Origin of the sequence: Sphingosinicella sp. BN140058 (genome assembly GCF_004135585.1) — a bacterium.
Taxonomy (GTDB): Bacteria; Pseudomonadota; Alphaproteobacteria; order Sphingomonadales; family Sphingomonadaceae; genus Allosphingosinicella.
Map to the genome: position 1 here is coordinate 4,956,231 of NZ_CP035501.1, position 12,918 is coordinate 4,969,148.

The 12,918-nt window shown below is 63.4% G+C and carries 9 protein-coding genes, 2 tRNA genes and 2 pseudogenes; 8 read left to right on the forward strand and 5 right to left on the reverse strand.

Features of this window, described 5'->3' with window-relative positions:
• The first annotated feature begins 81 nt into the window (after nt 1–81).
• Entirely contained in the window at nt 82–2,109 is a 2,028-nt protein-coding gene (locus tag ETR14_RS22395; RefSeq protein ID WP_165356579.1) for an EAL domain-containing protein, read from the forward strand.
• A gap of 2,328 nt (nt 2,110–4,437) precedes the next feature.
• On the opposite strand, the pseudogene ETR14_RS22400 reads toward ETR14_RS22395, so the two are convergent.
• The 3 genes and pseudogenes from ETR14_RS22400 to ETR14_RS22410 all read right to left on the reverse strand — a co-directional run.
• A pseudogene (locus ETR14_RS22400) lies at nt 4,438–4,741 on the reverse strand (IS3 family transposase); the annotation flags it as partial.
• 141 nt (nt 4,742–4,882) lie between these two features.
• The gene (locus ETR14_RS22405) at nt 4,883–5,209 is read right to left on the reverse strand and encodes a hypothetical protein (protein WP_129389199.1); all 327 of its coding nucleotides are present in this window, start codon (nt 5,207–5,209) and stop codon (nt 4,883–4,885) included.
• Between the two features lie 404 nt (nt 5,210–5,613).
• A complete protein-coding gene (locus ETR14_RS22410) occupies nt 5,614–6,126 on the reverse strand; it encodes a hypothetical protein (protein WP_129389202.1) in 513 nt (170 codons plus the stop codon).
• 234 nt (nt 6,127–6,360) lie between these two features.
• Between ETR14_RS22410 and ETR14_RS22415 the strand changes: the two genes are divergently transcribed.
• Nucleotides 6,361–6,714 carry a hypothetical protein gene (locus ETR14_RS22415; protein ID WP_165356580.1) on the forward strand — a complete coding sequence of 118 codons (354 nt, stop codon included), beginning with the start codon at nt 6,361–6,363 and terminating at the stop codon, nt 6,712–6,714.
• Nucleotides 6,715–6,966: 252 nt separating this feature from the next.
• Here ETR14_RS22415 and ETR14_RS22420 read toward each other — a convergent pair whose 3' ends face one another.
• A complete protein-coding gene (locus ETR14_RS22420) occupies nt 6,967–7,491 on the reverse strand; it encodes a methyl-accepting chemotaxis protein (RefSeq protein ID WP_129392271.1) in 525 nt (174 codons plus the stop codon).
• 57 nt (nt 7,492–7,548) lie between these two features.
• Here ETR14_RS22420 and ETR14_RS22425 point away from each other — a divergent pair, with 57 nt between their 5' ends.
• Nucleotides 7,549–8,208 carry a hypothetical protein gene (locus tag ETR14_RS22425; RefSeq protein ID WP_129389208.1) on the forward strand — a complete coding sequence of 220 codons (660 nt, stop codon included), beginning with the start codon at nt 7,549–7,551 and terminating at the stop codon, nt 8,206–8,208.
• A gap of 506 nt (nt 8,209–8,714) precedes the next feature.
• Nucleotides 8,715–9,998, forward strand: a pseudogene (locus ETR14_RS22430) (YifB family Mg chelatase-like AAA ATPase); the annotation flags it as partial.
• Nucleotides 9,999–10,046: 48 nt separating this feature from the next.
• On the opposite strand, the gene ETR14_RS28585 reads toward ETR14_RS22430, so the two are convergent.
• Nucleotides 10,047–10,349, reverse strand: a complete 303-nt coding sequence (locus ETR14_RS28585) for a hypothetical protein (protein ID WP_165356581.1) — start codon at nt 10,347–10,349, stop codon at nt 10,047–10,049.
• A 45-nt stretch (nt 10,350–10,394) separates the two neighbouring features.
• Here ETR14_RS28585 and ETR14_RS22435 point away from each other — a divergent pair.
• From ETR14_RS22435 to ETR14_RS22450, 4 genes are all read left to right on the forward strand, one after another.
• Nucleotides 10,395–10,479 (forward strand) — tRNA-Leu (locus ETR14_RS22435).
• 209 nt (nt 10,480–10,688) lie between these two features.
• On the forward strand, nt 10,689–11,894 hold the full coding sequence (locus tag ETR14_RS22440; RefSeq protein ID WP_129389211.1) for an AI-2E family transporter: 1,206 nt from the start codon (nt 10,689–10,691) through the stop codon (nt 11,892–11,894).
• Nucleotides 11,895–11,953: 59 nt separating this feature from the next.
• Nucleotides 11,954–12,030: transfer RNA gene (locus ETR14_RS22445), tRNA-Asp, on the forward strand.
• Between the two features lie 238 nt (nt 12,031–12,268).
• Nucleotides 12,269–12,916, forward strand: coding sequence for a DUF2185 domain-containing protein (locus ETR14_RS22450; RefSeq protein WP_165356582.1), 648 nt, complete (start codon nt 12,269–12,271; stop codon nt 12,914–12,916).
• Nucleotides 12,917–12,918: the final 2 nt, after the last annotated feature.

Here is a 12,918-nt window from a genome sequence, read left to right on the forward strand (position 1 = left end):
AGGTGCGGTTGGGCAGGTCAGGTAACCATGGAGCCAAGCTACATTCCTGATCGCCGTCTGGTTCTCCTAGGGGCCGGCGGCGTGGCCATAGTGCTGGCGCAGCTGAACTTCTTCGAGTGGTTCTGCGGGTTCACTGCCCATTACGAGGCTTTGCAGCTCGACGAGCTTCTCACGACCGCGCTGGTGCTGACAAGTGCGGGGGCCTGGTTGTCCTACCATGATGCGCGCCAGCTTCGCTACGCCGTGGCCGAGGTCCAGAGCCTTAAGGAACAAGCCGATACGGCAGCGCGTCTCGACATCCTGACGGGCCTGCCGAACCGGCGAGTACTTGAGGACTTTGCAAGCCATCACGAAGATCGGCTGGATGGAAGTGAACTCACCGTCCTGATCAGCGACCTCAATCACTTTAACGAGGTCAACGACACCCATGGTCATCGCGCGGGCGACATCGTCCTGCGGGAAATCGGCGCTCGCTTTCGTGCCGTGCAAAGCGATCATGATGATCTTCTCATCGTCAGGTTCGGGGGCGATGAGTTCGCCTGTGTTATCCGCCACCAGCACGGAGACGATCTCGCGGAGCGGGTGGCACAGCGTCTGCAAGCAGCCGCGCGGCGTCCCATTCATCTCGAGAGCGATCTTGATGTTGAATTGAGCGTGTCGGTCGGCATGGCACGCGTGCGGCAAGGCGCCTCGATCGACGATGCCTTGGCGGAAGCCGATGCAGCCATGTACGCCGCAAAGCGCGACGCTGGCCCTGCGCTCCTTCCCGTGTCTGAAATGGCTCCATTCCAAGGAGCTGCGGGATCGTGGCGCAGGCGATTGTTGGAGAGGCACGTCGAACGTCCCCTGTCCGGCAACGGCCCCAACGTTTTCGCCGCAGCCTTGCGCATCGACCGCTACAACGCCGTGCGGGCGACCATCGGACACTCGCACAGCAATCAGCTCGTTCGCGAACTCACCGAGCGGCTTGCTGCCTGTGCGGACGAGATCGTTATTGACCGCATGTCGCCGGACACGATTGGGGTCGCGTTCGAAGCACGCACGGAAGACGAGGCCCTGGAATTTCTGGAGCAACTGCGCACGGGGACCGAAGGCTCAATCGCGGTCGGCGGCCATGTCGTCGATGTCACTATCACCTTCGGCTACGCCGGCCCGGCGGCGCTCGGCGAGTTGCGGACACTGGCCGAGCAGGCCCAGATCGCTCTCGATCAGGCCTTGGCGTCTCACCGGAAGTCCGCTCGCTTCTGCGAGGCAGAATATGGAGACCCGTCTGACAGGCTGGCAATGATGGCTGAGATGCGTGCCGCTCTCGCAAGCGGAGAGATCATGCTCGCCTACCAGCCGAAGATCCGCCTTCAGGATAATTCGATTGATGGCGCGGAAGCGTTGATCCGTTGGGAACACCCTGTCCGCGGACGTATCGCTCCGGACGATTTCGTCCAGATCGCCGAGGAGACTGGCGATATCCGGGAAATGACGGAATGGGTGCTGCAGCAGGCGATACAGGACCAGATGCTGATGGCGCGCTGCGGTTCGGACCTGCCCATTTATGTGAATGTGTCGGGACGGCTGATCGGTGACGAGGGATTTGCCCAACGCCTCCTTGAGATGATCGGGGGAGTGATCGGCAAGATCGGGATCGAGATCACCGAAACGGCCGTCATCGACAACCCCGAGATCGCGATGTCGAACCTCCGCCTGCTAGCGGACGCGGGAGTGCGGGTTTCGATTGACGATTATGGGGCCGGTATGTCGTCCCTGAATTATCTCAAACAGCTGCCGGTGCAGGAACTCAAGATAGATCGTCAGTTCATCACGCATCTGGCGGAGAGCCATCGCGACCCGCTGATCGTACGATCCACGATCGACCTGGCACATGGCCTAGGCATGCAGGTCACCGCGGAAGGTGTCGAGAGCGAATCGTCCCGCGCGCTGCTCCGGGTAATGGGCTGCGATCTGATCCAGGGCTTCCTCATCGCTCCTGCGCTTCCGATCCTCAGCTTTCTTCGTTTCTGTCGAGATCATCGCGAGGCGGAGGCAAGCGCGCCCCAGGAGCGGTTCGAGCGACCCGCAGATTTCTGGCTGTTATCGTGCGCGATGAACGAATGATCAGAAGCAGTGACCGTTCGATTCCCCCCTCGTTAGATCGGCCGCCGAGGCGACGTCCACGAGCGCGTTCAAGGTTGACGCGATCGGGCCAGCCAGCAGCTTCGTTCAGGACAGACGTTCATGGTGGCGGACCGGAACCGCCCCCTTTGGCTAGACGTGCCGATTGGCGCAACCATCTCGAAACTTGAACTTTGCGGCTGTTCGCGTTGGTGGGCGCGAGTGGCCGCGGTACTTCGAGAGGGCGGTTGTGGCTTTCCTCGAGGTCGCTGGACACGTTGCGCGCCATTCCGGCGACTATCCCTGCACTCGAGCGCTCGGGAGCGTGCACGATCGTGGACGGCCGCCCGATCTGCAACTTGCCCCCAGACGCATCGGAGTCGTGATTGTCGCTGCCTGCGATACCGGTGAGCCGATGACCCTCGTTGAGGGCGCATACCAGAAGCCGAGACCCCAAGCGGCCCTTCCGCGATCGGCCCGTTCACGACTTTGATCGTAGGGAGGGCGTCATAGTGGCGCCGGGCCAAATCCAGCCACAGCTCGTGCATTTTTCGCCTGACGGCGCCGCCGGGTGATTGAGCGACATGATCGCGCCCGCTGATGCGACGGAGTGCTGAAGCGCGCGAATGTTGAGACCGTCGTCCCCACCCGAGAGTCGACGAAACCGATCCGCGCCAAGACATTGGCACGGCCGCGGAACATCGTGATCTCGATACCGGGCATGAGGCCGGTGCGATCGAACCAGGGGCTGAAGCTCGCGCAGTCCGTTGAATTGCGCCGTCGTGTTGTCGTCGGTCACCGCTACGAAATCGAGCCGGGCGCGGGCGGCTGCCTCGGCCGTGCGGAAGAGGAGGCAGGAAATTTTTGTGCAACCGGCCTCACATCTACGTACCGTTTCGGATCACATTCGAGACTTTGGGCCTGGGCATCGCAGAATTGCTTCGTCAGCCTTCTCGCGGACCCCAGTGAGGAGTATTGTCAACCGACTCGGCGCCAGGGGGAGGGCCCGGTCATCGGCTCCGTCGCGTGGATGTCCCTTCTCCGCGGCGGAGCCCCTCAGCCGGCATAGAATTGGTCACGTGCAGCTATCAGCCTCCTTTCACGGTGCCCGATCGCAGACCTGGACCCCGATACGCTACTTCCTCCACGTCGTCGAAGACAGCGCGGGCGCGATGACGTTGGTTAAAAGCTGTCCGACCAAGCAGCCGAGCGCCGGTACGCAGTGAAAGTCGCCACGAAGCCTTTGAGACGCACCAGATCTCATCTGGGAGGGGGATGACTTTCGCGTGCAAGGCGCGGGCAAGCGCGACTTGGCCTACTCGAGGTCGTCGGAAGCGGCGCAGGCGCCTCTGCGTTAGGAGGGCGATGCCCTTAGCGTTCAGGGCAAGCACGCCTCTGAACCCCCAGCTTCTCGACACTCGGCAACAGTCCGCTGATAATAATCCTCGGCGACCGCCCCTGCGCGCGTGATCGCCTGCTGTTCTTTGGCTACGGGAGGGCGGCGGGAGCCCCTTTCGGCGCGCAGATGCCGGATCGATATCGAGCCCACCTCGCAGGTCCGTGCCTGTCGAAGTTTCCTCCCCCGGACACTCGACGTTGAGGCGGTCGCCACCTCTTCGAGTTCGAGGCTCGAAGAGCTTTTTCGGCAGCACCTGACCGACGAAGAGCGGTGAGCCCGCAGTCAAGATGCTGAGGGGCCATCGCGGCTTGGCGGTAGAGATTCCGCTACGGGCGGTTCGAGCCGTTCTGCTTCTTTTTCATAGGCGTCAGCCATGAGCAGCAGGATATCACGCTCGCGCAGGGCTCCTGCCGCTCGCGCTCGCTCCCGATAGCGTTCGGCCCGGACTTTCAAGCCGTTCGGATCTATCCCCATCTATGACCCCCTAAACGCAGATGAGCCATCTGCGGGAAGGACGTCAACCGGTACCATCCGGAAAACAAGTCAGCAACGAAGCGCCTGATCAGATTAACCCGAAATGGTTCGGTTTCGGCACTGCTATGTCGTTGCCGGTGGGAGCGCTAACAGTTATCTACTCACGAACGTCTGATTGGCTCTCCTTTCTTGATTTTTGACCGGGTGTATTCCGTGATGTGTTCCCTTAAGCTGACCATTCGCGAAGTCCGCGAGCCGGCACGACCCCTGGGGCGGTTTATCGCTGAGGGAGAGGATGAAGACGGCCTTATTCATAGTTTCCATACCGATGATGTCAGCCAAGCAGAGGGCATCGCCGAGATCTTGCGGGCAGACTTGTTCAACGTTCGAGTGCAGCGTTTTCTTGACGTGTCCTGACCTCGAACTTTCATCCAGTTGGAACTAGAGACAGGGAAGTGAAGTTCGCGCACCACCCGTTTGCCCGAGATCGACGTGGCGATCGCCCGCAGGCATTCTCGAGTGAAATCATCGACGATGTTGAGCACGCGAAAGCGGCGCCCCGTAGCGAGCTGGTCGTGCACGACGTCGAGGCTCCAGCGCTGGTTGGGAGACGCAAGCACCGGCGCGGGTGCCCGCGCGCCAACGGCGCGCTTTCGTCCCCGTCGCCGCTGCCGTAAGCGCTTCCTCGCGGTAGAGGCGCTGCGTCTTCTTGGGGTTGATCGTGACACCCTCACGACGAGGGACGTGCAACCGTCGATATCCTAGCCAATGGTATCCCTTATATGGCGGACAGGACATCATAGTTGAGGGTAACCTCGTCTCGGATACGCTTACGCAGGGAGGCGGCATTCATTTGGCAACCGATTTGAGGCGGTGCCTTTGAGCGGAGACATCCGGGTCGCGTCAAATCTCGTCGTCTGAGGAGGAAGCCTCGACCCGAACTGGAAAGTCGGTGTAGGAGCTCTCTGGCTCTACGCGCTCGATGCGCCGATTGACGCTAGGATATCGATCGTCGGCAATCGCCTCATCGACATTAGCGAGGCCGCCGTCCACTTCATTGGCAAGCGCATCGAAGGGGTGTCCATCGAAGATCTGGTCATCGATGGTGCCCGCACATACGCGGTGCAGATTCAAAGCACTGGGGCTGCTCGCCTCGAACGAGTGGTCGCATCCGGTCTCCACATGGCGCCGGTGCTCGGCTGCCAGACCGGGTTTGAACTTAGCCGCCAAGCCGGGTCGCGTTGAGGTCGATGATCTGGTTTGTCGTACGGTGGATGAGGTGAAAAAAACCGTTTCGTGCCGCTATCGCCAGCGGTTCGTTGAAACACATCCAGGTCTGTCTGAGCGTAGCTCCGATTGGACGATGCAGAGAGCGACGTTCCGCAACTACGCAGAAGGGGCGTGGTGCATCGAAGAAGCTGATCCTCCTTCGTCTTAGCCTAGGCAGGTCGGCCCCGCGCCCGCCGGCCCGAGCCCGCATGCTGTGCACAAGCCGTTACGCGCCGGTCCCTCGCAGCGAACGCGATCGTCGGCTTGTCGCGCGGAACCGGACGTTCGCCGCCGCGACGTCCGGTGGCGGCGCGCACAGCTGAATCGGGTGGAAACGCGACATACGCTGAACAAACGACGGCTGATTATCCGGTACTCAGACCTGCCAGTCGAAGCAGGGCCTGTGCGGCTCCCTTCAAGTCATCGCGGTGCAACAGCACCACCTCTTCTGGCATCGGCTGAAAGCCCTCTTTACTGCCGAGGTTCCGATAAGGCGTGAGTTCCAACGCGTTCTCGGTCGCTCTGATACTGATGGTTCGGGCATCCTTCATGAACGCCTTGTAGCTTCGGACGCTCGCTGCCTTCAGAAAGGGTTGAAAGACCCCTTTCCATTCGCTCTGAGCGGGATGCGGAACAACACGCCCCGAGCGGGTGAGCGCGCCAGACAATGCTTCGGCAATGCTGTCTTCATCTGGCGAGCCACCAAGGGTGCTCGGTTCGACTTCGAGTCCAAGGCCGTCCGTCGTTCGGACAACAGGCGCAATGATCAGTTTGCCATTTGCCAGATAGGCTACTGCGGAGAGTTCCATCAGAGGAGGCTGAGAATGTCCGGAACCGACCGCAGCCGCTCCCAGGCAGTTCCTCAATCGATCAAACATCGTGATCTCCATCAGTGGCAGACGAGCGGCCTATCCACTCCGCAAAGGTCTGAGAAGGGTCGGACCCGGTCCACCGTCCCGACGTGAGGCACCCCAGCGCCTAAGGTCAGGCTGCCGCGCGGAAGCTGACCTTCGCGGGGTGGCCTGGCGATCGCGCCGGGAACAGCCGGGGTGGGTGGAAAGGGCGACGTTGCTGGTCGAGAGGTGCTTGATTAAACAGGCGGTATGAGGAAGGTGAGCAAAGCCGCCTTGGTGGCGGTATTCTCGGCAGCAAGCGCGTTCGCCGCAACGGCCGCTTTGGCGGCAGCCAAGCGAGCCGATCAGCGACAACTTCCTATGGCGGTGCGGTTCAACCCGCCGAGTGCATGCGAAATCAGGTTCGCGGATCAGGTCTTTAGCTTGCCCGACGACGAAGACCGAATGATCGAAGCACTCCGTGAACTTCGAAAGAGCTGGCGCTCGGTGACGGTCAGCGGTGATGGGAACACGCCGTATCGGTGCATCGGGCACGCTGTTTTCGTGGCGCAACGAGCAGGCTTCAGAAAGGGTGGCTTCACGGCGGAGCCGCCCGGTGGAACGGAACAGTAGGGACTGCCAATGGTCGAAGCACGTCCAAGGTCCCCACCTAGCGCACGCCCGCGGCGAAACGCAGGGTGCCGAGCGAAGCGGACCTGCGTGGGTTGGCTGGCGATCTAAATTGCGGCAATGCGCCGATCCGCGCTGTAGGATGGCCAACGCTCCGGACCAGGCGCGAACGTCTGCCTGTTGCGCGCAAGCGGACATCCGTCGGCGCCGCCTTCGATTGCGCCAGTGACAGCCGGATCGGGTGGAAAGGCGACTTTAGCGGAGATGCCCGAACACCCGCAGACCCGTTCCCGTTCGCTCCATCCGGTAGAGCTTTCCCATGCGCTCTAAGGTGCGGGCGGCGGCATTGCTCTCCTCAACCATCGCCGCGTTCTGCTGAGTGACCTTGTCCATATCGGTGATGGCGGTGTTGACCTGCGCCAGCGCCGAGCTCTGCTGATCAGACGCCATCGCAATTTGCCCGACCAGACTTGAGATTTCGTCGACCGAGCCGATGATCCGTCCGAGCGCCTTACCCGCTTCTCCGACCAGGGTAACGCCGCCCTCGACCTGCTTGGAGCTGTTCGAGATCAGCTGACCGATTTCCTGTGCGGCATCGGCGGAGCGCTGTGCGAGGGCCCGAACTTCGTTGGCAACCACGGCGAACGCACGTCCCGCCTCGCCGGCATGCGCCGCTTCGACGCTGGCGTTGAGCGCGAGCAGGTTTGTTTGGAAAGCGATTTTGTCGATCACTCCGATAATCTTGGTGACTTCCTGCGAGCTCTTCTCGATCTCCGACATCGCGGAGACGGCGGCGGCAACAGTCTTGCTGCTGGACCGAGGTTTACCGCGCACCTAGTGGTCGACGGCCCAATCCGGCTAGCGTCCAACCCGGGTACAAGCCCGCTCTGGACTGCGCTGCTCTCGGCCGTCGCCGCGTTGGCGGGCGCACTGGTGGGTTTCTGGTCCACGCGGGCGAGTTCGCGGGCGGCGATCATCCAGAAGACCAACGAGCTTGAGATTGAGTCGCTCGATCGTCGGCTCTCCGAGTTCGTGGGACCTTTCATGCAGCTAAGCGAGGAGAACCGCATCCTTGCGGGGGAGCTTAAGCGAGGACAGGCGTCTCCGGCGGAGTTCCGCACTCTCACGGGGTTGCTGACGACAGGATGGCGGGATGGACTGTCAAAGGGCGAGGCCAACCTCTTGGAGGCCGTGGTCAGGAAAGGGGTCGAGCTTCGGCGTCTACTGATGGAGAGGGGCTCCGCGATGGTCTCGCCGCAGCTTATCCCATACTTCAGCCGGGCAAGCACTCACTTCCGCTTTTTCGAACTCGCCTATTTCGGCAGCCTGGATGCGGATCCCGCGAGGTACAGCGCCTACGTCTACCCGAGTGAGCTGGACGAGATCATGGAAGCCGAGCGTCTTCGGCTGGAAACCCGGCGCGAGCTGTTGAGGAGTCAGCCTTACCGCTCGCACCCCATTATCCCTGATCTCACTATTATCGATTCCTCCGCCTGACGTTGGTGATCGCGCCAGTGAGTTGGCCTGCACGAACGTGAAGTGGTGGATCTCCTGAAAAGCCAACGAGCTCCGCTGGCCGCAGCGGTGTCTAATCAAAGTTCAAAAGGCTGAACGAACGTCTGGTACCGGGCAGATGGAAAAGGGCGGGATGAGGCCTTGAGAGACACCGCGGACCCCAGTGAGACGTCACGGCTCCTGTTGGGCGTCTGGGAAGCTTACGCATCAAACCCCTAACCGATACATGGCTTCAACTCTTGCAGGCCACGTTCGGCAAACCTGCCTGGAAGCGCGTTCAAAATGAGTATCCGCGTTCCTCTCCCCCCGAACCCCCCTCTTTTTGTCGCCTGCATGCCGCAGGTTGCCCCGGTGGGTCCACAGGTACCCCCCGCGACCGCCACCGCCAGCGCTGTGGATGGCGCGCGGCGGCGGTCGCGGGTCCCCCCTATGGACTACCGGGACAACCTGCTATGCTGCGGATGATAGCTTTAGCTATGGCATCAGTCGAAAGATCGCATTACGATCTGCCGATCGCCCTCGGGCTGCTCGCCGCGATGGGCGCGATCGATGCCGAGATGCTCGCCGCCTATGTTGCGGTCGGCGAGCTCGGCCTCGACGGCCGTATCGCGCCATGCCCGGGAGTCCTGCTTGCCGCGCTGCACGCATCGGCCTCCAATCTGGGGCTGATCTGCCCGGCGGCGCACGGACCGGAAGCGGCGTGGGCCGGCGATGTGGAAGTGCTCGCCGCACCCGATCTGATCGCCCTGCTCAATCATTTCCGGGGCTCGGCGATCCTGACCCCGCCGGTGCCCGGCGTCGCGGACGCGCCCGAGTCGGGCCCGGACCTGCGCCAGGTAAAAGGCCAGGAGACAGCCAAGCGCGCGCTGGAGATCGCGGCGGCGGGCGGGCACAATCTGCTGATGATCGGGCCGCCCGGCGCCGGCAAGTCGCTGCTCGCCGCCTGCCTGCCGGGCATCCTCCCCGAGCTTACGCCCGCCGAGGCGCTGGAGGTGACGATGATCGCCAGCGTCGCCGGTGACCTGAGCGACGGCCGGTTGATCCGGCGGCGGCCGTTCCGGGCGCCGCATCACAGCGCATCGATGGTGGCGCTGGTCGGCGGCGGCCTGCGCGTCCGTCCGGGGGAGGTGAGCCTCGCCCATCTCGGTGTGCTGTTCCTCGACGAGCTACCCGAGTTCCAGCGGGTCGCACTCGATTCGCTGCGCCAGCCGCTCGAAACAGGTACGGTCAGCGTCGCCCGCGCCAACGCCCATGTCACCTATCCGGCGCGGGTGCAGCTGATCGCGGCGATGAATCCGTGCCGCTGCGGCCATCTCGGCGATCCGACCCTGGCCTGCTCGCGGGCGCCGCGTTGCGCCGCCGATTATCAGGCGCGCGTTTCCGGGCCGCTGCTCGATCGCATCGACCTCCATGTCGAAGTGCAGGCGGTCGCCGCGGCCGACCTCGTCCTGCCGCCGCCCGCGGAAGGCTCGGCCGAGGTCGGGGCGCGGGTGGGCGCGGCCCGCGCCGTTCAGACCGCGCGCTATGCAGGGGAGGGTGTGCGCAGCAATGCCGAGGCGGACGGCGATCTGCTCGAGCGGGTGGCGACCCCGGACGAGCCCGGCCGGCGGCTGCTCGCTCAGGCCGCCGAGGCGATGCGCCTTTCCGCACGCGGTTTCCACCGGGTGCTGCGGGTGGCGCGGACCATCGCCGACCTTGCGGGCAGCGACGGGGTGGGGCGCGTCCATGTGGCGGAGGCGCTGAGCTACCGGCGGCAGGCGCCGCGCAACTGAGCGGATAGCGGTGCTTGGAGCCCGTAAGCGCGCGGCCCCAGCGTCGGTTCAGCGCCCATAGAACAGGGTGATGCAGACGAGAAGACCGACCGCCAGTCCGGCGCCGATGAATTTCCAGTCAAGCCTCGACAGCGAGCGGCGCAAGCGCCGCTTTCCCGATTCGCTGATCATAGTGATTCCCCCGTTAATCAGGAATTTGCACGGGGTCATTGCGCTTGCAAGGCAATTCATCACTGCGTCAATAGTATGACAGGACGCGGTTCTCCGGTTGCAGCGATCTGCAAAGGCCATGCCGAGATCGATGTTTCGGAAGAGGGGGACTGGCGTCTCGCGCCGGCGGCGATACGCCATCCTCCGGTTGCAGGCCGCGCCGACCTCGGCTAGCAGGCCTCGCGTGCCCCTGTGGCGGAATTGGTAGACGCACTCGACTCAAAATCGAATGCCGCAAGGCGTGCCGGTTCGACTCCGGCCGGGGGCACCATCCGCTTTCGACGATGCTGCCGGCTTGATCCGGCATGATCCCGCGGCCTTCTTCGATGCTCTTGCGACTCCACGTGATTTCCGCGCGCCGCTTTGTTAGGCATTGCGGGAGCGGCCCATGCGCGCCGTCCAAAGCGTGCGCGGGACGCTTGGCGGACCGAGGGCGCGAGGGATTCGCGGCGCGATCCGCGGCTTGAAGGGCGTAGGCGAATGAACAGGCTGGAGAGACCCGAACTTCCGATCCGACAGGATTCGGCGGCCGCCAAGGCCCCCGACCTCGATGTGCACCACGAGGCGGAGGCGATCGCCTATCGCCGCGACCGTCTGCTCGCCGCCCTGACTCTCATCGCAGGCGCGGGGCTTGCCGTCGCGCTGCCGTTCGCCCTGCGTGCCGGCGCTGAATTCTTCCTGCCGGTCACCGCCGCTCTGGTCGTCGCGATCGCTTTGGTGCCGCTGCTCGAATGGCTGGAGCGACGGGGATTGCCCTCGGGCCTCGCCGCCTTCGCCTGCCTCACCCTGTTCGTCGTCGCCGCCAACGTCGCGATCGCCTCGATCGTGCTGCCGGCGGCCGAATGGGTGCGGTTGCTGCCCGATCGAATCGGCCGGATCCGCGACACGCTGCAGCCGGTGCTCGAAATCTATTCGGATCTGGAGCGGTTCATCAACGACATCGTCGAGGAATTCGGCAGCTCGGCCCATTCGGCGCGGACGGTGCAGCTCGAAACGCCCAATTCGATGCTCGACATCATCGCTACCTCCGCGCCGCATGCCGCGATCCAGATGTTCTTCGCGTTGCTGGTGATCTTCTTCTTCCTTTCCGGCTGGACGGCGATGCGGCGGAGGACGATCGTCGCGCGGGCCAGCTTCGACGGCGCGATGACGACGGCGCGGGCGATCCAGCAGGTGGTCGATGCGACCTCCACCTATCTCGGCACGATCACCCTGGTGAACATGGCGATGGGGCTGGTCGTCGCCTTCCTGCTGTGGATGCTGGACATGCCGACCCCGCTGATGTGGGGCGGGATCGTCGCGGTGCTCAATTATATCCCCTATCTCGGGCCGATCGCCTCGGTCCTGCTGCTCGCGCTCGGCGGCCTGATGGCGTTCACCGATCCCTGGTACGCCTTTCTCCCGGCGGTCGCCTTTGCGATGATTCACCTGATCGAGGCCAATGTGGTGACTCCGATGCTGGTCGGGCGGCGGCTGACAATCAATCCGCTGCTCATCCTGGTCGCGCTGAGCTTCTGGGCCTGGGTGTGGGGCACGACCGGCGCATTGCTTGCCGTGCCGCTCCTGATCATCATGAAGACCGTGCTCGATGCCGCCGGGCGGCCCGACATTGCCGGCTTCCTGTTCGAGGAGGGGACGCTGACCGGCACCCATCACGAGGAGCACGAAGAAAATCGCGCTCCGTAAAAATACGGCGCCCGATCGTGTTGACAGGTTCGGAACCGTCCCGTAGTGGCCCCTCCAACGCGGGTGTAGCTCAGTTGGTTAGAGCGCCGGCCTGTCACGCCGGAGGTCGCGGGTTCGAGCCCCGTCACTCGCGCCATTCTCCAGGAGACGCAGTCGCTTAGCGACGCTCTCCTGGACAAATGGCTCCCTCATTCGAGGTCGAGCAAGCGTCCCGAAGGGACGTTTTCATCAAACCTCAGCATGTCTTCGGGTATTCCGCGCGCGCAATCTTGTACCAGATCGGTTACAAGGGACGCGCGGATCGAGCCAAATACGTTGTTGCTGAAAGCCTTGGCGGCTTCATGATCCCGAACAAATCGGGTGAGAGGATGAGAATGTCGGACGCGTTCGTGCTCCTCGATCCGCAGGCAATCGCCGCAGACGCCCCTTACACCTTCTTCCTGCCCGCACCGGAACAGTATGCGGCGATCGGCCCGGGTGACCAGGTGAAGCTGATGTTCGAACATGCGCCGGAGGCGCAGGACTACCAGGTCGAGCGGATGTGGGTGACCGTCACCGCAGCGGACGGGCTTGTCCTTCACGGCACGCTCGACAACATGCCATACGAGCCGAACGCCATTCTCAAGTTCGGCGATCCGATCGTCTTCGACCGCCACCATGTGATTGCGATCCGCTGGGATCGTCCCGAGGCTGCGCCGCCTTCGCCGCCGTCCCGCGAATATTGGTCGCGTTGCATGGTCGATCAGTGCGTGCTCGACGGCACCGAACCGGTCGAATACCTCTATCGCGAGACACCGGATCTTGGGGACAAAGGCGACGAACACCCGGACAGCGGCTGGCGCCTGCGCGGCCGGATGGGTGATGCGACCGACGCCGAGATCGAAGCCCGTGCCGCCGCCTATGTCGCGCTCGGCACCGTTCTCAACCGCGACGACAGCTGGCTGCATCTGGTCGACGCCCCGATCGGCGCCGCCTTCATGCGGGATTTCGAGACCGGCCGATACGATCCGGCGGAGGACTGAGG